The following is a 20,690-nucleotide window of genomic DNA, read 5'->3' as shown; positions in this document are numbered from 1 at the left end:
TCAAGAGGCGTTGTCACTTTGTCGTGTCGCGGAAATGCCAAGTCTCGCGGCGACATCGGCTCGCTGACTTTCAAGCGAAAACAAACGCTTAAAAGCGCGTCGCCCGGATTCTTTCATCGCGAGGCGCTTTAAACCGATCAGGATGCCTTGAGGCTGGCACTCGCCGCGTCGCTGTTCGATGCCTGATGCTCGACGCCGGACGCGTCGGGAGCATTGTCGCGGATCGCCCGCGAAAGGGTCTCCGCCTTCCAGGCGCGTACCTTGTCGAGCGCCGCCTCGCGGTGCAGCAACCGGTAGCGGTCGAGGAACAGGCGGATCGCCTGCGGATGCGGGAACTCGCCGGGATAAACCGCGACCGCGATCAGGAAGGCCCTGTCTTCGCTGAGGTCGAGGGCACGCAGCGCCGCAAGCAATGCGGCATAGCCCGATTGCCCGGTCACCGAGCGGGCCGTCGCGAAGTCGATCTCCAGCGCATCGGCTAGCGCGGTCTGGAAGAATGCCGCGTTCCCCGTCAGCGCCGTCTCGCGCAACTTCACATAGGCCGGCTGGCCGAGGAAGGTGTTGACGTCGGCAGCGTCCCCGGTCGGGCGCATCATCGACCGCAGGCGGCGCCGCGCGTTCTCCGCGGCATCGCCGGGCGCGTGACGGCCGGTGTCCGCCGTGGCCACCGGCTCGGGTTTCGACGCAAGCCTGGTGACCGTCTCGGGCGGCCGTGCCTTGACCAGCGTCGGCCTTTCCAGCACGCGGATCAGGTCGGCGATCGTCGGGTTGAGCTCCTTGCGGCGCGCAATGGCGCGCGCGTGCGGCAGCCCGTGCCGGCCGATCAGCGCGATGAGGTCGATATCGCTCAGCGCGTTGGAGCGGGTGAGCAGGGGGGCTGCGATCTCGACCGGCTCTTCAGCCAGACGCCGCACCAATGCCGTCGGTGCGTAATCGCATTCGGAAAGGGCGGCAGCGACGTAGCGGCGCGACTCGATCGAGACCTCGTCGAACAGCGGCAGCGTCAGGTCTTCGAGCTGGGCGATCTCGCGGCGCGAGGGACGCGTCAGCGAGCAGAAGGCCGACACGGCGGCGCGGAACAGCCTTTCGGCCTTTCCCGCTTCGGTCCGGATAGCGATTTGCCTGAAATCGGAAGATGACACGGAGGATACGCCCGATACTCGACACAATCCCGAACCGCGCAAACCGGCCGGGCCGGTTTCGCGTCTTCAGGAAAACTAACATCAAATTAGCCGCGATCCGTTAGCGCTCCGTTAACCCTCTACGCCCCTTAATCAACTTTGGAGGCGTTGCGTTGTGCTCCGGTCAAACCGAGAGGAATGCGCGAACCATGGGCATGGTCCTGTCTTTTGTGCCGCGAGCGGCACCTGTAAATCGAGCAAGTCACGACACAACGACGGCGGCGGCGGTGATCATTTTCCCCGGCGTCCGTTATGAATTGCGTCCGCAGGCCGTCGAGGCGCGGCCCGGCGACAGCGGCTCCGACAGGCCGGGCTCTCCGCCGCCTGCCAAGCCGCATCACTGATCGGGCGCCTTTCTCAGTAGTCCTGCAATTCGCAGGCGCCCTGCTCGAGGAAGCGTGACACGATCGGCTTCCAGCTCCCGTCCGGCACGAAGGCGCGGACGACGAAAATGCCTTCCTCGATCGGCGCCTCGACAAAGATCGCGCCCTGCAGATCCTCCGGAAGGTCACGCCGCACATCGATCATCTGCGCCGGCGTCAACACCACCGCGTCGAGCTTCTCGCCATTGGCGTTGTGGTCGTTGAAGGAATAGATGTTGTGGCCGTTGCGGTCGTAGACCGAGGCCGACCAGAACGGCACGTCGCCCGGCGCCCTGATCCTGACCAGCCCGTCGGCAAGGTTGAAGCGGCAGGCGGCGGCATAAAACAATGGATCCACCGATTTCACCACCGGCGCGCCGCCGGCCTCGGCGTCGAGCCGCGTCATCTTGTAGAGGTCGGATGCCATCGCCAGCCGCGACCAGGCATCGCGTTCGGAAAATTCCGGCACCAGGAACAGCACAACGATGTGCACGATGCCGGCGCCGAGCAGGCCGAGGATCAGGGCATGCAGCAGTCTACGCATTGCAGCCCGCCTTCAGGATGCGCGGCAGTGTCACGTCCGAGAGGCCCGTGCTCGAGGCGATCGGCGTGTCGTAGAAGGTCAGCACGAAATACATCTTGCCGGAGCCGCCGGTCAGCAGCCAGTTGCCGGGGGCAGGGCGACTGCCGACGGAGATGACGACGGAATTGTCGGGCTGGCGCAGCACTTCGTAGGATTGCAGCGCCGACTGCCTCGGCTTGCCTGTGTCGATCACGCCAAGCGACTGGTCGGCGGCATAGAGCGTCCAGAAGCGGGCGGTCGGATAACCGCCTTCGATCGTATAGTTGCATTCGCGTTTCAGCGGCTCGCCGGCATCGTCGCGCTCGGCGACGAAGGCAAGTCCCTCGGCCTGGCCGAGCGCCAGCACGCCCTCGCGAGCCACGCGCGCCTTGGAATAGGGGTCGGCGGCCAGTGTCCCGACCTCCGGGAAAGCGGTCCATTGGCCGATGCGGATCGCGCCGACGCCGTCCTGCGCATTGAGCGCATACCAGACGCTGTAACCGCCAAGCCCGATGGCTATGGCAAGCGAAAGCAGCGTCAGGATGGCGTTCTTGAGCATGAGAGCCGCAAACAGAGGAGGTTGCCCGGGATATCGCGGCGCGGGGTGCCGTGGCAAGCCGGCTTCACGCCAGCGCCGTCCTAAAGCGCCGAAAGCGTCTCCGGCATGGTGGGCGCTTCGATTGCCGGCGCGGCCTGGAACGCCTTGGTCATGTCCCGCAGCGTCTGGCTCGTGCGGCTGGAAAGCACCGGCGGGCGTTCGGCCTCGGCTTGCGCCGCCGCCGCGTCGGCTTCCTTCTTGGCCGCTTCCTCGGCCTTGGCCGCGACCTCCGGATCGACCCAAGGATGATCGAGCCCGGGGATAGGCTTCAGATCGATGTTCTCATGCGCGTAGACCATCAGCCGCTGCCAGACCATCGCCGGCAGCGAGCCGCCGGTCATCTTGTTGGTCGCCGTGAAGTCGTCATTGCCGAGCCAGACGGCGGCTGTGTAATTGCCGGTGAAGCCGACGAACCAGGCGTCGCGGTAGGATTGCGTTGTCCCGGTTTTGCCGGCAACGACGATGTTCGGAAGCTGGGCGCGTCTCGCGGTGCCGATAACCGGCACCGCCGCCAGCATGGTGTTCATGTATTTCAGCGCCTTTTCCGACAGCACCCGGTGCGGTGGCGGCGCGTCCTTGGCCCAGTCGTAGACCACGTCGCCGGTGCGGGTGACGAGCTGGGTGATGCCGTGGCGCGAGCCGACGAAACCGTTCTGCGCAAAGACGCTGTAGCCCGTCGCCTGGTCCATCACTGTCATGCCGGATGTGCCGAGCACCATGGTCTTGTGCGCTTCCAGCGGCGATTCCACGCCCATCGATTCGGCCATCGCCTTGATCGGGCCGATGCCGAGGTAATCCTTGGCGAGCCGCACCGGCACCGTGTTGATCGACTTGGCGATCGCCGTGAGCAGCGTCACGTTGCCGGCCGATCCGCCGCTGTAATTGTGCGGCGACCAGCTGCCCCAGCTGATTGCGCCGCCGGAAACCACCGAGTCCGGCGTGAAACCGTGCTCCATCGCCGTGGCGTAGACATACGGTTTGAAGGATGAGCCCGTCTGGCGCAGAGCCTTGGTGGCGCGGTTGAATTGGCTGGTGCCATAATCCCGGCCGCCGACAATGGCGCGCACCGCGCCGTTGGTCTCGATCACCACCACCGCGCCTTCGGTGACATTGTATTCCTTACCGAACTGGCGAAGATGGAACTCGACCGACTCCTCGGCCGCCTTCTGGATGTTGGCGTCGAAAGTGGTGTGGGCGACCAGCGAATGCTGGCCGGGCTTGGCGATCTTCTTGACCTCGTCGAAGGCCCAGTCGAGGAAATAATCTGGACTCTTCTGCTCGCCGCGATCGACGACGTCGGCCGGATGCAGGCGCGCCTGCAGCACCTGGCCCTCGGTCATGAAACCGGCATCGACCAGGTTTGACAGCACGACATTGGCGCGGGCACGGGCCGCCGGCAGGTTGATGTGCGGGGCGTATTTGGTCGGCGCCTTGAACAGGCCGGCCAGCATCGCCGCTTCGGCGAGGCTCAGATCCTTGACGCTCTTGCCGAAATAGAAATCCGCCGCCGCCTCGATGCCGAAGGTGCCGCCGCCCATATAGGCGCGGTCGAGATAGAGCTGCAGGATCTCTTTCTTGGACAGATTCGCTTCCAGCCATAGCGACAGGAAAGCTTCCTTGATCTTGCGCTCGAAGGTGCGCTCGTTGGACAGGAACAGGTTCTTGGCGAGCTGCTGGGTGATGCTGGAGCCGCCCTGGACCACGGAGTTGGCGCGCACATTCTCGAAGATCGCGCGCGACAGGCCGAGGACATCGATGCCGTAATGGTCGAAGAAGCGCCGGTCCTCGGTCGCCAGCACCGCCTTGATGACGATGTCGGGCATCTCGTCGACCGGCACGGAATCGCGCTGGATGATGCCGCGCTGGCCGATCTCGTTGCCGTAGCGGTCCAGGAAGGTCACGGCGAAGTCGCCCTGGCTGCGCCAGTCGCCGGTGGTGATGTCGAAGGCGGGCAAAGCGAGCGCGAGCAGCACCACGAAGCCGCCGGCGCCCATGGTGAACCCTTCGCTCAGCACCTCGATGATCGTGCGGCGCCAGCCATGCACCCGGAAACGGCGGGAAAAGATGGTCGCCGCTTCCCAGAATTCGCGGGCCTTGAAGCCGATCTCGTAGAGCGAGGTATCGAACCAAGCGTCGGCGCCGAGCAGCGCCGAAGCGATGCGGCCTCTTCTCCTCTTGCGTGGTTTCGAAGGACTTGCCATTCCGACTTCCGCCCCAACGCGCTTTCGCCCGAAAACAGCACGCGGGCAGTTTCAGGGTGGCACCCTGTCAAACTATTCGACCATTTTATCACCGCTCACAAGGGCAGCGAAGCCACAGCACGAGCTTTGTTGATTAGAGGTGTGCTGGCCGTCAACAGCCGATCGATATCACCGCGCCGCGATGAATCGCATAAAATGCACCGCATCCGCCTCGGTCGGTTCATCGCCGATGAAGGAGCGCAGATAGGCGGCGAGATAGCTGACGCGCGCCTTGCCGCATCGAGGCGTCTCTCACGCGCGGTTGGCCCATTCTTGCCGCGCGAATTCATAGACTTGCACGATCATGGTCCGGGGTGCTCTCGACCCCGTTCATCTGAACGGCCGGCGTCACGAGAGGCAGCTGTGGTGCTTGGGAACCGCACGTCCAGCATATGTTCGACAGCATTCCATCTAGCCTCTTGGTATCGACGAAGGGCGAAGACGCTGACGGCGAATACCAACATGCCAATTCCGGTTGCTAGAACGATACCCAGGACTGCGACGGCTTTCGCCAGCACGCCGGCGAAAACACCTGCGATGACACTGGCGATGACGCTCACCATCCCCGCTGTGCTCATGAATGACTGCCAGTGCGAGGAATGAAGGGCTTTGCTGACGAGCAATGCCTCCTCGTCGTCGTGACGGGAGTGGATCAAGTATTTCTCCACGCCTGGAGCCGTCTCCACGAAATAGTGCCGGATGCGAGCCATGCCACGTGCGAGGACCATGTCCTCGATTGCGACTTGGACCGCCCGAACGAAGGTGACGATTCCGATGAAATACAGGCAGGGAAGCAGGATCAGGCTGAAAAAAACGAATGGCTGCCCCATGCGCGTTACTTGAGCGACGAATGCCAGCGCGACGGTTGCGCTGGAAACGGCGGTCAGGAAAAGGTCTGCGCGCGAATTGGCTTCCTGGATGGTGGCCGACCGCGCCGTCTGCAACACGAAATGTTCGGTCGTGAGGCATTGCAGGGTTTGATCACTGGTTTTGTCCTCGCCCGTCGCCATTGGATGCCGTCAACTCACTGCCTTGAAATGACGTGGCTTTGTGATGCACGTTGAACTGAAACAATCTGTAATTGTTCCAAAATGCATCCGATTCTTCGTAGGGTCGCGAGACGTGGGCGTCCGACGATCGTCGGCTTGAACGAACAGGTGGGAACCTCCGCGCCGGCAGGGTGCCTTGCTGCACGCCGCTAAGAGCGTCGCCCTGGCGTTGCTCGATGACGGTTTCGCCGGGGAGGGGACCGAGCTTTCCGTACACATTGTCGGGGTCGAACGGCCGGCGCGCGTCATCGCGGCCTCGCCCTAGGACGCCGAAAGCAAGGCGATGCGGCAATGAGGAGGAACCGCCATGATTGAGGAAGCCGCACGCGATCTCAGGCGCGAGCGCCGCCGGGGACGCACCGGGGAGGCCGGCAGCGAGTCGAGCCGCCATCCGAATTACCGGTCGCTGAAGAACCCGTTCCTGCCGCAGCCGATCTTTTCCGACGATCAGGTCGCGGCCATCCACGCTACCGCGCTGCGCGTGCTGGAGGAGCTAGGCATCAAGGTGCTGCTGCCCGAGGCGCGGACGATCTACGGCAAGGCCGGTGCTTTGGTCGACGAAGACAGCCAGATGGTCAGGATCGGTCGCGACATGGTCGAAGCCGCGCTCGCCTCGGCCCCGCGCACGATTCCGGCACTCGGCGGCGACCGCTCCCGCGACCTGACGCTCGAACTCGGCTCGATGACCTTCCTGGCCGGCTCCGGAGCCCCTAATGTCACCGATCTCGAGCGCGGCCGCCGGCCGGGAACGCTCACCGCCTTCGAGGAATTCATCAAGCTGGTCCAGCATTTCGACGTCCTGCATATGCTCGGGCCTTGCGTCGAGCCGCAGGAACTCGACAATCGCTTCCGCCATTATGCCGTCAACCGGGCGCAGCTGACGCTGTCGGACAAGTTCCCCTTCGTCTTCGCGCGTGGCACGCCGCAGGTCGAGGACGGCTTCGAGATGATCCGCCTGGCGCGCGGCCTCTCGCAGGACGAGTTCCGCGCCGGCGCCTATTGCTACACCGTCATCAACACCAACTCGCCGCGCCAGCTGGATATCCCGATGGCGCAAGGCATCATCGACTTCGCCAAGGCCGGTCAGGTTCTGGTTATCACGCCTTTCTGCCTGGCGGGCGCGATGGCGCCGATCACGGTCGCCGGCGCGCTGACCTTGCAGCATGCCGAGGCGCTCGCCGGATTGACGCTGGCCCAGATCGTGCGGCCTGGCGCGCCGGTGGTCTATGGCTCCTTCTCGTCCAATGTCGACATGAAGTCCGGCGCTCCGGCCTTCGGCACGCCGGAACACATCAAGGCGACGCTTGGGGCGGGGCAGCTAGCTCGCCACATCGGCCTGCCCTGGCGCTCCGGCGGCGGCAGCGCCGCCAATGTCTCCGATGCGCAGGCCGCGCACGAGACCCAGTTCGCGCTGTGGGGCTCGGTGCTGGCCGGCGCCACCGTCTGCATCCACGCCGCCGGCTGGCTGGAAGGCGGTCTCAGCGTTTCGCTGGAAAAACTGATCACCGACGTCGAGGCGCTGCAGACGGTGGCCGAGCTTTGCGCCACGACGCCGGGCGACGAGGATGCCATTGGCTTTGAAGCGATTGCCGAAGTGCAGCCCGGAGGTCATTTCTTCTCGGCCGCCCACACCATGACGCGCTACCGCAGCGCCTTCTACGAGCCGCTGGTGGCCGACTGGTCGAATTTCGGCAATTGGACGCAGGCCGGCGGCAAGACAGCCACAGAGCGCGCGACCGGCATCTGGAGGCGGATTGTCGCCGACTTCCAGCCGCCGGTCTCCGCTGCCGCCGCCGAGGGCGCGCTCGACGAGTTCATTGCCAGGCGCACCGCAGAAGGCGGCGCGGCTCCAGTCTCATGATTTGACGAAAACGCAATAAATTCTGGCCCTTCGCCCTTCGCACTATACTCAAAAACGATTCGCGGTCTGGCATCGGATCGCGAGCGCGGCTACGCTGCCGGAATTGACTGCGGCGCGGAGACATGTGTTGGCGATGGACGGTAGATGACGGCGCCTGGCGATTTGATGCAGGCCTTGTTCCTGAGGCTGAAGACCGATGAGTCGCTGTCGGCGCTGCTTGGCGGCGCGGGCCTGCTCGAGCAGGCGAGCGACAAGGCCGCCTTTCCGAACGTAACCTACGGCCGCACCAGCGCCTTCGACCTCGAGATCGGCGTCGACAACGACAATGACCAGCTGGTCACCTTGCACGTCTGGTCGAAAGCTCAGGGCGAGGCCGAGACACGCCTCATCATGGACAGCATCAAGGCGAGCCTCGATGGCGCGGCGCTGTCCATCGGCCCGCGCGGCCAGACGGGCCTGTCCCTGGAATTCGCCGAGGCGCGCTATGACGAGGATCTTGCGGTCTATCATGGATTGCTGCGCTTCCGCGCGCTGACCCAGGAAAGTGCATAGGGTGTGTTGAGATTCAGGTCAGGCCGAGTCGAAAATGGTGGCTTCCGAGAACCGGCGCGGAGCGTACTTAAAACACGTGAGCACCGGAAGCGCAGGAAGCCGTCGTTCGCAGGCCGGCCTCACCTGAACATCAACACACCCTAAAGCTGCGCCTGGATCGCGGCCTTGTCGATGACCGACCAGACCTCCCTTATGCGGCTGTCGTGGAATTCGTAAAAGACATTTTCGGCAAAGCTGACGCGCCTGCCGTGGACCGGCAGGCCGAACAGCACGCCTTTGGGATGGCAGTCGAAATGCAGGCGCGCCGCCACGCGCGGCGGCTCCGAGATCAGAAGCTCTATGTTGAAACGCAGGTCGGGAATGGCCTCGAAATCGCCTTCCAGCATGCGCCGATATCCGGACAGCCCGATCGTCTCGCCATTATACTGCACCTCCTCGCCGACGAACCGGCCGAGATTGCCCCAGTCCTGCTCGTTAAGGCAGGCGATGTAGCCCCGGTAGAGATCGGCAATATCCTCACGCGTCATCGCATCTTCCCATGGCCGGCCGGCATTTCTACACTAGGTAGCGCGGTGCGCGGAATCGGCAGGCCGAAAAGCGTAGCGGACCGACTGATTTTCCGGCTATGAATTTGCACCCGGGCTTGAGGGAGCGTTGGCGTCCATAGGGGGTATGGCGGGCATGGATTTTCGATCGTTCACCGTTCATTTCACGTTCAGCCCATATGCGTTAGAACCGTGATCATGAAAAGGTTTGGCCCTCATCTCCGCAAAGCAGTGCTGGCGCTTGCCGCAGCCGGCCTCTTTGCGTCGCAGGCGATTGCCCTGCCGGTCACCGAGCCGTCGGTCGATCGGCCGGTGGTGCTCGCCGCCAGCGATTGCTACGCCATCGGCCAGCAGGTCGCCGCGCAGAATGGCGGCACGCTGGCCAAGGCCTCGCAGGCGACGCGGGGCGGTCAGCAGGTCTGCGTGATCGTCGTTCTGGTTCCCGGCAAGGAAGGCCAGCGTCCCCGCCGCTCGGAAATCGTCGTTCCGATGGGCTGACCCTGTCGTTTCCCAGGCTGGCGGAATCGGCCTATAGGTCTACCCAACAACAGGCTTCAACCCCATGCGCGTGCTCGTCGTCGAGGATGACAAGGATCTCAACCGGCAACTGGCCGACGCGCTGGTCGACGCCGGCTATGTGGTCGACCGCGCCTATGACGGCGAGGAGGGGCACTTCCTCGGCGACACCGAGCCTTACGATGCGGTCGTCCTCGATATCGGCCTGCCGCAGATGGACGGCATCAGCGTCGTCGAGCGCTGGCGCCGCGGCGGCCGCAAGATGCCGGTGCTGATCCTGACCGCGCGCGACCGCTGGAGCGACAAGGTGGCCGGCATCGACGCCGGCGCCGACGATTATGTGACCAAACCCTTCCACATCGAGGAGGTGCTGGCGCGGGTACGGGCGCTGATCCGCCGCGCGGCCGGCCATGCCTCTTCGGAACTCACCTGCGGGCCGTTGCGCCTGGACACCAAGGCGTCCAAGGCCGACGTCAACGGCGTGCCGCTCAAGCTCACCTCGCACGAGTTCCGGCTGCTCGCCTATCTGATGCACCATATGGGTGAGGTGGTGTCGCGCACCGAGCTGGTCGAGCATCTGTACGACCAGGATTTCGATCGCGATTCCAACACGATAGAAGTGTTTGTCGGCCGGCTTCGCAAGAAGATGGGCATCGACATGATCGAAACCGTGCGTGGCATGGGCTATCGCATGCGTGAGCCGGAGGCGTGACGCGGAACCGCTGAAGCCAACCATGGAAACGCGGCTTTCGAAGCTGCGGCTCTGGCCGCGCTCGCTGACCTTTCGCGTCATCGCCTTTTCCACCATCTGGGCGATCCTGACTCTGGTCGTCATCTTCACCCTCATCACCACGCTTTACCGCCAGGCCAGCGAGCGCGGCTTCGACAGCCTGCTTTCGGCGCATTTGTTCAACCTGATCGGCTCCGTCGGCATTTCCGACAACGGCGCGCTGACCGGCTCGCCCGACCTCGGCGACCTTCGCTTTTCCGAGCCGAATTCCGGCTGGTACTGGTCGGTGGAGCCTGCCTCCGAAGGCGTGCATGGCGAAATCCATTCCTCCTCAATGACGACCTCGCTCCTGTCGCCGAGCGTCGCGGACGTCCCGTTCAATGCGAACTTCCAGCGCAGCTACTCGATGGAGGGCATAAAGGGCGAGCGACTCGAAGTGTTCGAGAGCGAGTTCGTGCTCGACGCCAAGAACCGCGCCGCGCGTTTCCGCGTCATGGGCAACCACAGCGAACTCGAGCAGGAGATCGCGAGCTTCCAGCGTCGCCTGCTCACCTATCTCTCGCTGTTCGGCGTCGGCATGATCGCCATCAATGCCATCGCCATCCTGCTGGGTCTCCAGCCTTTGCGCCGGGTCCGCAATGCGCTCGCAATGGTGCGCGAGGGCACCGCGCAGCGGCTCGACGGCAGCTTCCCGGCCGAGATTGAGCCGCTGGCCAGCGAGACCAATGCGCTGATCGAGAACAACCGGCGCATCGTCGAGCGCTCGCGCACCCAGGTCGGCAACCTTGCCCATTCGCTGAAGACGCCCTTAGCCGTGCTGATCAATGAGGGCCGCGCGCTCGGCGGCGCCAAGGGCCAGTTGATCGCCGAGCAGGCTACTTCCATGCAGAAACAGGTCGACCACTATCTGCAGCGCGCACGTGTCGCCGCGCAGCGCGACAGCGTCGTTTTCCGCACGCCGGTTTCGCCGCTGGTCGAGCGCATAGTGCGCGTGTTGCGGAAACTCAATCCGCAAATCAGGCTGACGCTGTCGCTGCCGCCGGCGGAGATCGTCTTTGCCGGCGAGCGCGAGGACCTAGAGGAACTGCTCGGCAACCTGCTCGATAATGCGATGAAATGGGCAAAGAGCGCCGTTGCCGTTTCGGTCGCGCTTGCACCGGGAATGAGCAACGTGTTCGAAATCGTTATAGAGGATGATGGCCCGGGCATTCCCGAGGACAGCGCGCGGGAAGTTTTGAAACGTGGCAAGAGACTCGACGAGACGAAGCCGGGAACAGGGCTCGGGCTGGCCATTGTCGCCGACCTCGTCAACGAGTATGGAGGCTCGCTGGCGCTGGAACGGTCTGGCATGGGCGGCTTGAGGGCGGCGGTGGGATTGCGGAGCCTTCAATGATGTTTTTTATCGATTTGCGAGCAGCGGCCGACGGCCAAATTTCCGACAAATATCAACACTATGGGCTCGACATCCTCCCCGATGACGCGGCCCCCCGCTCAAGAGAACCGGTTATTGGCATGAAGATCCGCGTCGTGCTCGTTTCCGCCCTGCTTGCCGTTTCCGGCTGCACGACGCTGGACAGGGGCGGGCCAAGCTCTGCGGTCACACCTGTTTCCACGCCGCCCGCCGGCGGCAAGGTCTCGACCGGCATCGTCTCGGCCATGAATGGCGGGCTTATCGGCGGGTCCGTCGGCTCGGGCCTCAGCGATGCCGAAAAGCGCAAGGGCCTGGAAGCGGAGTATAAGGCGCTGGAATACAACACCAGCGGCCAGAAGGTGACGTGGAAGAGCGACAACTCCTCGCATTATGGCGAGGTCGTTGCTGCCCAGCCTTACAGGGTCGGCTCGCAGGATTGCCGCCAGTACACCCACACCGTCTATACGAGCGGCGCGGGTGTCACCGCGCGCGGCACTGCCTGCCGCAATGCCGACGGCAGCTGGACGCCGCTGACCTAGAAAGGAACCCGGCCGGCCCGGTTATTCGGTCGGATTGACCTCGATCAAGGTCGGACGGCGCGTCTGCCGTCAAAGCGTCGCAGTACGTCCGTGTTGGCAGGGCACGGCTCTGCCTTTATTGGAAGGGCCATGCTGTTCTGGGTCATAGCCGCAATCCTCACGCTGGGCGCCAGCCTGGCCGTGCTGTTGCCGCTTACCGGCGGCATGAAAGGCGCGTCGCCGGCCGGCGATCACGATCTCGAAGTCTATCGCGACCAGCTGTCCGAGCTCGACCGCGACATGGCGCGCGGCCTGATCCAGCCCGGGGAGGCCGAGGAGGCGCGTGCCGAGATCGGCCGGCGCATCCTGCGCCTGGGCGCGGCCGTGCAGCCGGAGGCGGCAATACTCAAGCCTGCGCGCAGCGCCAGGTGGGTCGCCAGCATAGCCGTGCTAGCGGTTCCCCTGCTGAGCTGGGGGCTCTACGGAATGCTCGGCTCTCCCGATCTGCCTTCGCAGCCGCTGGCCGAACGTCTGGCCAAGAACCCGGCCGATGCCTCGGTCGACGAGCTGGTCGCCCGCGCCGAAGCCCATCTCGCCGCCAATCCTTCGGACGGCAAGGGCTGGGACGTGCTGGCGCCGATCTATCTTCGGCTGCAGCGTTTTCCCGACGCCGTGACCGCCTATCGCAACGCCATCCGCCTCGACGGCGACAGCGCCGTGCGCCAGTCGGGTCTCGGCGAAGCGATCGCCAGCGCGGCCGGCGGCATCGTTTCGGCCGACGCCCAAAAAGCCTTCGAGGCGGCCCTGAAGCTCGATCCGGCCAACGCCAAGGCGAATTTCTATCTGGCGGTGGGCCTGGCACAGGAAGGCAAGAAGGCCGATGCCGTCGCCGCCTGGCAAAAGATGCTCGGCCAGCTCGCGCCGGATTCGCCCTGGCGCAGCGCCGTCCGGCAGGCGCTTGCCGAGGCGGGCGGCCCGGCTGTCGCCGATGCGCCGGCCAATGGCCCGGACGCGCAGCAGGCGGAAGCTGCGCAGCAGATGTCGCCGCAGGACCGGCAGGCGATGATCGAGACCATGGTCGCCGGTCTCGACGACAAATTGAAGCAGAATCCCCGCGACGAGGAAGGATGGATGCGGCTCATCCGTTCCTATGTCGTGCTTGGCAAGGCCGACCAGGCGCGCAGTGCGCTCGGCCGCGCTGTCGCCGCCTTTGGCGCGGACAGTGAACAGGCCAGGAAATTCACCGCCTTCGCCGCCTCGCTCGGCGTGACGGCGACGGAGTAAGGCAATGACGCGCAAGCAGAAGCGATTGTCGGTGATCCTGGCGGGGCTGGCTTTCCTCGGTGCCGCTGCCGGCCTCACCTTCTATGCGCTGGGACAGAAGGCCTCCTATTTCTACATGCCGGCCGATCTCGCCACGGCAAGCGTGCCGCCCGGCCAGCGCATTCGGCTCGGCGGTCTCGTCGAGAAGGGCACCATCATGCGCGGGCAGGGCGCAACCGTCGCCTTCTCGGTCACCGACAAGCAGAAATCGGTCAAGGTCACCTATACCGGCATCCTGCCCGACCTGTTCCGCGAGGAGCAGGGCGTCATCACGGAGGGCGCTTTCGGCCCGGACGGCGTCTTCGTCGCCGACAGCGTGCTGGCCAAGCATGACGAGCGCTACATGCCCAAGGAAGTCGCCGACGGCCTGAAGGCCAAGGGTGTCTGGCAGGAAAGCACGAACTGATGAGCAGGTTCCGCAAAAGTGCCATGCGGTTTTGCGATCAGAACCTGCGGGAGAACAGGTAACCAATGGTCGAGACCGGACATTTCGCGCTTGTGCTCGCCTTCGCGCTGTCGCTGGTGCAGATGCTGGTGCCGCTCGTCGGCGCCCGCACCGGCAACCAGCGGCTGATGGCGGTCGGCGGTCCGGTCACGGTCACCGGCTTCGCGTTGACCGCATTGTCCTTCGCCGCCCTTGCGAGCGCCTATGCCGGCTCGGACTTCTCGGTGGCGAGCGTGTGGGAGAATTCCCATTCGCTGCAGCCGATGATCTACAAGATCACCGGCACTTGGGGCAACCACGAAGGCTCGATGCTGCTTTGGGTGCTGATCCTGACCTTCTTCGGCGCGCTCGTCGCAGTCTTCGGCAACAATCTGCCGTCGACGCTCAAGGCCAACGTGCTGGCCGTGCAGGGTATGATCGGCGCCGCCTTCTTCCTGTTCATCCTGGCGACATCCAACCCGTTCATCCGCCTCAATCCGGCGCCGATCGAAGGCCGCGACCTCAATCCGATCCTGCAGGACCTCGGCCTCGCCATCCACCCGCCGATGCTTTACCTCGGCTATGTCGGCTTCTCGATCTGCTTCTCTTTCTCGGTCGCGGCGTTGATCGAAGGGCGTATCGACGCCTCCTGGGCACGCTGGGTGCGGCCCTGGACGCTGGTCGCCTGGATGTTTTTGACCGGCGGCATCGCCATGGGTTCCTATTGGGCTTATTACGAGCTCGGCTGGGGTGGCTTCTGGTTCTGGGATCCGGTCGAGAACGCTTCCTTCATGCCCTGGCTCGCCGGCACCGCGCTGCTCCATTCGGCCATCGTCATGGAGAAACGCTCGGCGCTGAAGATCTGGACACTGCTCTTGGCCATCCTGACGTTCTCGCTGTCGCTGCTCGGCACCTTCCTGGTGCGTTCCGGCGTGCTCACCTCCGTGCACGCCTTCGCCACCGATCCGGCGCGCGGCGTCTTCATCCTGTGCATCCTGACGCTGTTCATCGGCGGCTCGCTGGCGCTGTTTGCGCTGCGCGCCTCGCGGCTGACGGCGGGCGGCCTGTTCCATCCTATCTCGCGTGAGGGCGCGCTGGTGCTGAACAATCTCTTTCTCACCACCGCCACGGCAACGGTGCTGGTCGGCACGCTTTACCCGCTGGCGCTGGAGGCGCTGACCGGAGGCAAGATCTCGGTCGGCGCACCGTTCTTCGACCTGACCTTCGGACCGCTGATGCTGCCGTTGCTGGCGATCGTGCCGTTCGGCCCCTTGCTCGCCTGGAAGCGCGGCGACATCATTGCCGCCTCGCAGCGCCTGATGGCGGCCTTGGCCGTGGCGATCGCCGCGATGCTCGTCACCGGCCTGTTCATCGACGGCGCCTCGGTCTTCGCAGCGCTCGGCGTCGGTCTTGCCGTCTGGCTGGTCGCCGGCGCGCTGACCGACCTTGCCGTCAAATCCGGCTTCGGCTCCGTGGCGCCGGCCGCCATGCTTCGCCGCTTCGCCGGCCTGCCGCGCTCCGTCTTCGGCACGGCATTGGCCCATCTCGGCCTCGGGCTGACTTTGCTCGGCATCGTCGGCACGCTCTGCTTCGGCACGGAGAAAATCCTCAGCATGCATCCCGGCGAGACGGTGGAACTCTCCGGCCATACGCTGCGCTTCGAAGGGCTCTTCCCGCAAAAGGGTCCGAATTTCACCGAGGATCGCGGCCGCTTCATGCTTATGGGCGCCGACGGCAACGCCGATGGCGCGATCGCCTCCGCAAAACGTTTCTACCCGGTGCGCCAGACGATGACGACGGAGTCCGGCATCAGGACGATCGGCTTGAGCCAGCTTTATCTGTCGCTCGGCGACGAGAACAAGGACGGCTCCGTCGTCGTGCGCCTCTGGTGGAAGCCGCTGGTGACGCTGATCTGGGGCGGCGGCCTGGTGATGATGGCGGGTGCCGCCATGTCGCTGCTCGACCGCCGCCTGCGCGTCGGCGCGCCGGCAAAGCGGCGCAAGCCTGCAGTAGCGGCAGCGGCCTTGCCATGAAGGCAAGATTTTCACTCGCCTCGCTGATCCTGCTGCTGGCGCTGTTCTTCGCCGGCGCCGCACAGGCGGTGAAGCCTGACGAGGTGTTGCAGGACCCGGCGCTGGAGGCGAGGGCGCGTGCGCTGTCGGAAGGCCTGCGCTGCATGGTCTGCCAGAACCAGTCGATCGACGAATCCGACGCCGATCTTGCTCGCGACCTGCGAGTCCTCGTGCGCCAGCGCCTCGTCGCCGGGGATACAGACCAGCAGGTAATGGACTATATCGTCTCGCGCTATGGCGAGTTCGTTCTGCTAAAACCGCGCTTCAACCTGCGCAACGCGCTTTTGTGGGGCACGCCGGTGCTTCTGCTTCTGGCCGGCGGCCTGTTCATTGTGCTGGGCAGCCGCTCGCGCCGCCCGGCATCGGACAGCGTTCTCAGCGTCGAGGAACAGGCGACGCTGGATAAGCTGCTTAGCGACTAACATGAATTGCGGACCTCGGAGTTGGCCGAGACCCCTGTGTCGTCGTCATCCACGGGCGAAGCAAGGAGCGAAGCGACGCGCGCAGACCCGAGGATCCATTCCGTGACTTCGAAGCGTCGCGGCCGTCCAGAATTTCTGCTCTGCTGCAACCCTAGCGCGAGGTAACGGCATGGGTTCCAGGATCTTCGCGACGGAGCTTCGCTCCTGCTTCACCCTGGAATGACGAAGTCTCGGGTGTTTCCGCCAAGCCTTCGAAGCGCGGCATGCCTGCGGTCATCGTCGCCGATCCCCAACATTACAAAACTTTCATGTACCGGAAATGGCGCCGTAATGTGCGGCTCTCTAATCCTCTTGCCCGAGGATGCTTCGCCTGAGTGCATCCACGTCGATAGAGGATAGGAAACCCCATGAATAATGCCCCCAATTCATTTGCATCCACCCGAAAGCGCCTGATGGCGGCTGCAGCGTCCCTGGCCGTTATCGGCGCGGTCGGCACGGGCGCGCTTGCCACCGGCACCGCCCCCGTGCTGGCCGATGCCGTGCGCGTCGAAGCCCCGCAGGTGCCGAGCTTCGCCGATGTCGTCGAGCATGTCTCGCCGGCGGTCGTCAGCGTGAAGGTCAAGGCCAAGATCCAGCCGACGGCCGACGATGGTTCCGACGATCAGGACGGTTTCGACAACCTGCCCGACAATCCGCAGCTGCGCCGCTTCTTCAAGGAATTCCGTGGCTTCGGCGACCAGGGTGGCCAGTTCGGCATGCGCCGCTTCGACCACCGCAACCATGGCAATGGCCAGCCGCGTCCGATCGCTCAGGGCTCGGGCTTCTTCATCTCCGAGGACGGCTATCTCGTCACCAACAACCACGTCGTCTCGGAAGGCTCGGATTTCAGCGTCGTCACCAATGACGGCAAGGAACTCGACGCCAAGCTGATCGGCACCGATCCGCGCACCGATCTCGCCGTGCTCAAGGTCGATGGCGGCGGCAACAAATTCACCTATGTCGACTTCGCCGACGATTCCAAGATCCGCATCGGCGACTGGGTGGTCGCCGTCGGCAATCCCTTCGGCCTTGGTGGCACGGTGACCGCCGGCATCGTCTCGGCCCGCGGCCGCGACATCGGCGCCGGCCCCTATGACGACTTCATCCAAATCGACGCTTCGGTCAACCGCGGCAATTCGGGCGGCCCGACCTTCAACCTCAACGGCCAGGTGATCGGCATCAACACCGCCATCTTCTCGCCGTCGGGCGGCAGCGTCGGCATTGCCTTCGACATCCCGGCCTCGACCGCCAAGCAGGTCGTCCAGGACCTGATGAAGAGCGGCTCGGTCCAGCGCGGCTGGCTCGGCGTCGAGATCCAGCCGGTCACCTCCGATATCGCCGAGTCGCTCGGCCTGAAGTCGGACAAGGGCGCGCTGGTCTCAAGCGCCCAGGATGGCGGGCCGGGCAAGAAGGCGGGTATCGTCGCTGGTGACGTCATCACCCAGATCGACGGCAAGGATGTCGCCTCGCCCAAGGAACTTGCCCGCATGATCGGTGCATTCGCGCCGGGCAAATCGGTCGACGTCACCGTCTGGCGCAATGGCAAGGACGAGACGGTCAAGGTCGATCTCGGCACGCTGCCGGCAAGCGACAAGCAGGCCTCGAACGACGACAGCAACAAGCAGTCGGCGCCGGCGGCCAAGGCCGACACGCTTGCCGATCTCGGCCTGACCGTCACCAAGGCGGAAAAAGGCAAGGGCCTCGTGGTCACCGACGTCGATCCCGACAGCGACGCGGCCGACCGCGGCATCCAGCCCGGCGACGTCATCACCTCGATCAATTCGAACGACGTGAACACCACCGACGACGTGTCCAAGGCGATGACGGATGCCGCCAAGGCCGGCCGCAAGGCCGTGCTGATGCAGATCACCCGCGACGACTCGAACCGCTTCGTGGCGCTGCCGGTCGGCAAGGGCTGACATCGACTTTCAGCTTCCCCATGGCGGTATCAACACCCCCGAGCCGCCGTGGGGAAACATGGGGCCGAGCACGTAAGTCAGTCACCGTGTTTCGCTCCTGGCGGCAGCGGGTTTCCCATCACCCGCTGCCGTTTTAACTTGAAGGCAACACGATATGGCTGCCCCTCAACCTTCCAGTGAAATCGCGTATAACGGTCCCATGAAGATTCTCGTCATGGAAGACGATCGCGAGGCGGCGGACTACTTGCAGAAAGCCTTTGCCGAAGCGGGCCACACCGCCCATGTCGCTGGCGACGGCGAGACCGGCTTCGCGCTCGCCGATGCCGGCGACTATGACGTGATGGTGGTCGACCGCCTGATGCCGCGCCGCGACGGCCTGTCGGTGATCGCCGCGCTTCGCTCGCGCGGCAACACCACGCCGGTGCTGATCCTTTCGGCGCTGGGCGAGGTCGACGACCGGGTCACGGGCTTACGCGCCGGCGGCGACGATTACCTCACCAAACCCTACGCCTTTTCCGAATTGCTCGCCCGCGTCGAGGTGCTGAACCGCCGCGCCAGCGCGCGCGAGTCCGAGACGGTCTACCGCGTCGGCGATCTCGAGCTCGACCGGCTGTCGCATTCGGTCAAGCGCGCCGGCCGCGAGATCACGCTGCAGCCGCGCGAGTTCCGCCTGCTCGAATATCTAATGCGCCATGCCGGCCGGGTGGTGACGCGCACCATGCTTCTGGAAAATGTCTGGGACTATCATTTCGATCCGCAGACCAACGTCATCGACGTCCACGTCTCGCGACTGCGCGGCAAGATCGAAAAGGGCTTCGACAAGCCGATCCTGCACACGATCCGCGGCGCCGGCTACATGCTGAAGGGCGGCTAGAACCCGTTATGGCGTTATCCCTGCCGGCCATCATGAAGACGACGGCGGCCCGGCTTTCGGCGCTTTATCTTCTGCTTTTCGCGCTCTGCGCGGTGCTGCTCGTCCTTTACATGACGTCGCTCTCGGCGCGCATGCTGACCGCGCAGACGCAGGAGACCATAAACGACGAGGTGCTGGGCCTGGCCCGCGCCTATCAGCGCGGCGGCCTGCCGGTGCTGGTGCGCGTCGTCGAAGCCCGCTCGCGCCAGCCCGGCGCCAATCTCTATCTGATCGCCGACGCCAACGGCCAGATCCTGACCGGCAATGTGCAGAGCCTGGAGCCCGGGGTCATCGAGACCGAGGGCTGGACGACGGACCCGTTTTCCTACCAGCGCTTTGGCGAGGGCGAGCTCGATCGGCTGCGCAGCGGCGGTTCGGACCAGTCCGCGCCCCAAGCCGGCGACAGCGCCAACATTCCTCAGTCGACAGGGGAAAAGGGCCACAACGCCATCGCGCTGGTGCTGAGGCTGCCCAACCAGATGATCATGCTGGTCGGCCGCGACCTCGGCGAGCCCGAGCGCTTCCGCGCCGTTATCAGCCGCGCGCTGACCCTGGCGCTCGGTATGATGGGTCTTGGCGGCATCCTGATCTGGTTCTTTGTCGGGCGCGCCGCGCTGAAGCGCATCGACAGCGTCTCGGACGCCAGCCGCCGCATCATGGGGGGCGATTTGTCCGGACGGCTGCCGGTCACCGGCGCCGGCGACGAATTCGACCGCCTTTCGGAAAACCTCAATTCGATGCTGGCCAGGATCGCCATGTTGAACGAGGGGCTGAAGCAGGTCTCCGACAACATCGCCCATGATCTGAAGACGCCGCTGACCAGGCTGCGCAACCGCGCCGAGGCGACGCTCGCCGGCAGGCACAAGACGGAGGAGTACCGCGAGGCGCTCGAGGGCACGATCGCGGAGTCCGACCAGCTCATCAAGACGTTCAACGCCATCCTGATGATCTCGCGCCTGGAGGCCGGCTACTCCTCGGAACAGACCGGTCCCGTCGATCTCGCCGAGACGGTGAGCGATGTGGTCGAGCTCTACGAGCCGGTGGCGGAGGAGGCGGGGGTTGCGCTGGAAACGACCGTGTCCGAGGCCTTCACGATCAACGGCAACCGCGAGCTGATCGGCCAGGCGTTGTCCAACGTCGTCGACAACGCCATCAAATATTCGACCGATGCTGCCGAGGCGCCGAAAGTACGGGTGGTGCTGGAGCGCGCCGGCAACGAGATCAAGCTTGCCGTCACCGACAATGGCCACGGCATTCCGGACGACGCCGATCGCGCCCGGGCCACCGAGCGCTTCGTGCGCCTGGAAAAGAGCCGCTCGCAACCGGGCTCGGGCCTCGGCCTCAGCCTGGCCAAGGCGATCATGACTTTCCACAACGGCAGGCTTGATCTTTTACCCGCCAATCCCGGATTGTCCGTGGCCATGAGTTTTCCGTTGCGGGAGACGCATTGACA

The 20,690-nt window shown here is 64.7% G+C and carries 20 protein-coding genes; 14 read left to right on the top strand and 6 right to left on the bottom strand.

What is annotated here, in order from left to right:
* Positions 1–137: 137 nt before the first annotated feature.
* From FJ425_RS20570 to FJ425_RS20540, 5 genes are all read right to left on the bottom strand, one after another.
* Positions 138–1,142, bottom strand: a complete 1,005-nt coding sequence (locus FJ425_RS20570; protein WP_140725719.1) for a DUF2336 domain-containing protein — start codon at positions 1,140–1,142, stop codon at positions 138–140.
* 396 nt (positions 1,143–1,538) lie between these two features.
* A complete protein-coding gene (locus tag FJ425_RS20560) occupies positions 1,539–2,087 on the bottom strand; it encodes a DUF1254 domain-containing protein (protein WP_140546169.1) in 549 nt (182 codons plus the stop codon).
* On the bottom strand, positions 2,080–2,664 hold the full coding sequence (locus tag FJ425_RS20555; protein WP_140546170.1) for a DUF1214 domain-containing protein: 585 nt from the start codon (positions 2,662–2,664) through the stop codon (positions 2,080–2,082). Before FJ425_RS20555 ends, FJ425_RS20560 begins: the two co-directional genes overlap by 8 nt.
* 80 nt (positions 2,665–2,744) lie before the next feature.
* A complete protein-coding gene (locus FJ425_RS20550) occupies positions 2,745–4,904 on the bottom strand; it encodes a penicillin-binding protein 1A (protein WP_140725716.1) in 2,160 nt (719 codons plus the stop codon).
* A 341-nt stretch (positions 4,905–5,245) separates the two neighbouring features.
* Positions 5,246–5,953 (bottom strand): hypothetical protein, encoded by a 708-nt coding sequence (locus tag FJ425_RS20540; protein WP_181175987.1) that lies wholly within the window; start codon positions 5,951–5,953, stop codon positions 5,246–5,248.
* 175 nt (positions 5,954–6,128) lie between these two features.
* On the opposite strand from FJ425_RS20540, the gene FJ425_RS32375 reads away from it, so the two are divergent.
* The 3 genes from FJ425_RS32375 (at position 6,129) to FJ425_RS20530 (ending at position 8,405) form a co-directional block, all read left to right on the top strand.
* Complete coding sequence (locus FJ425_RS32375; RefSeq protein ID WP_281406338.1) at positions 6,129–6,257, top strand: hypothetical protein; 129 nt, start codon at positions 6,129–6,131, stop codon at positions 6,255–6,257.
* A 42-nt stretch (positions 6,258–6,299) separates the two neighbouring features.
* The gene (locus FJ425_RS20535) at positions 6,300–7,853 is read left to right on the top strand and encodes a trimethylamine methyltransferase family protein (protein WP_140725713.1); all 1,554 of its coding nucleotides are present in this window, start codon (positions 6,300–6,302) and stop codon (positions 7,851–7,853) included.
* A 144-nt stretch (positions 7,854–7,997) separates the two neighbouring features.
* Positions 7,998–8,405: a DUF3168 domain-containing protein gene (locus FJ425_RS20530; RefSeq protein WP_140725710.1), complete on the top strand. Its 408-nt coding sequence runs from the start codon at positions 7,998–8,000 to the stop codon at positions 8,403–8,405.
* Positions 8,406–8,545: 140 nt separating this feature from the next.
* Here FJ425_RS20530 and FJ425_RS20525 read toward each other — a convergent pair whose 3' ends face one another.
* Complete coding sequence (locus FJ425_RS20525) at positions 8,546–8,932, bottom strand: ester cyclase (protein ID WP_140636143.1); 387 nt, start codon at positions 8,930–8,932, stop codon at positions 8,546–8,548.
* A gap of 216 nt (positions 8,933–9,148) precedes the next feature.
* Here FJ425_RS20525 and FJ425_RS20520 point away from each other — a divergent pair, with 216 nt between their 5' ends.
* The 11 genes from FJ425_RS20520 (at position 9,149) to FJ425_RS20470 (ending at position 20,688) form a co-directional block, all read left to right on the top strand.
* Positions 9,149–9,448: a hypothetical protein gene (locus FJ425_RS20520; RefSeq protein WP_140636141.1), complete on the top strand. Its 300-nt coding sequence runs from the start codon at positions 9,149–9,151 to the stop codon at positions 9,446–9,448.
* 64 nt (positions 9,449–9,512) lie between these two features.
* Positions 9,513–10,178, top strand: a complete 666-nt coding sequence (locus FJ425_RS20515; protein ID WP_041002188.1) for a response regulator transcription factor — start codon at positions 9,513–9,515, stop codon at positions 10,176–10,178.
* Positions 10,179–10,200: 22 nt separating this feature from the next.
* Positions 10,201–11,589 carry an ATP-binding protein gene (locus tag FJ425_RS20510; RefSeq protein WP_181165052.1) on the top strand — a complete coding sequence of 463 codons (1,389 nt, stop codon included), beginning with the start codon at positions 10,201–10,203 and terminating at the stop codon, positions 11,587–11,589.
* Positions 11,590–11,708: 119 nt separating this feature from the next.
* Positions 11,709–12,146, top strand: coding sequence for a hypothetical protein (locus FJ425_RS20505; RefSeq protein ID WP_140546176.1), 438 nt, complete (start codon positions 11,709–11,711; stop codon positions 12,144–12,146).
* Positions 12,147–12,275: 129 nt separating this feature from the next.
* A complete protein-coding gene (gene ccmI, locus FJ425_RS20500; protein WP_140725708.1) occupies positions 12,276–13,409 on the top strand; it encodes a c-type cytochrome biogenesis protein CcmI in 1,134 nt (377 codons plus the stop codon).
* A gap of 4 nt (positions 13,410–13,413) precedes the next feature.
* Entirely contained in the window at positions 13,414–13,854 is a 441-nt protein-coding gene (gene ccmE / locus FJ425_RS20495; RefSeq protein ID WP_140546178.1) for a cytochrome c maturation protein CcmE, read from the top strand.
* Positions 13,855–13,919: 65 nt separating this feature from the next.
* The gene (locus tag FJ425_RS20490) at positions 13,920–15,905 is read left to right on the top strand and encodes a heme lyase CcmF/NrfE family subunit (protein ID WP_140636136.1); all 1,986 of its coding nucleotides are present in this window, start codon (positions 13,920–13,922) and stop codon (positions 15,903–15,905) included.
* Positions 15,902–16,366 carry a cytochrome c-type biogenesis protein gene (locus FJ425_RS20485; RefSeq protein WP_140636134.1) on the top strand — a complete coding sequence of 155 codons (465 nt, stop codon included), beginning with the start codon at positions 15,902–15,904 and terminating at the stop codon, positions 16,364–16,366. The genes FJ425_RS20490 and FJ425_RS20485 overlap by 4 nt, the downstream gene beginning before the upstream one ends.
* A gap of 407 nt (positions 16,367–16,773) precedes the next feature.
* Positions 16,774–18,324, top strand: a complete 1,551-nt coding sequence (locus FJ425_RS20480) for a Do family serine endopeptidase (RefSeq protein WP_140636132.1) — start codon at positions 16,774–16,776, stop codon at positions 18,322–18,324.
* Positions 18,325–18,523: 199 nt separating this feature from the next.
* Positions 18,524–19,198, top strand: a complete 675-nt coding sequence (locus tag FJ425_RS20475) for a response regulator transcription factor (protein WP_140636130.1) — start codon at positions 18,524–18,526, stop codon at positions 19,196–19,198.
* 8 nt (positions 19,199–19,206) lie between these two features.
* Positions 19,207–20,688 (top strand): HAMP domain-containing sensor histidine kinase, encoded by a 1,482-nt coding sequence (locus FJ425_RS20470; RefSeq protein WP_140636128.1) that lies wholly within the window; start codon positions 19,207–19,209, stop codon positions 20,686–20,688.
* The last annotated feature ends 2 nt before the right edge of the window (positions 20,689–20,690 follow it).

The organism is Mesorhizobium sp. B2-7-2, from assembly GCF_006440775.1.
Taxonomy (GTDB): Bacteria; Pseudomonadota; Alphaproteobacteria; order Rhizobiales; family Rhizobiaceae; genus Mesorhizobium.
The sequence above is the reverse complement of the archived record's forward strand: the minus strand, read 5'-3'. Positions and strand labels throughout refer to the sequence as shown.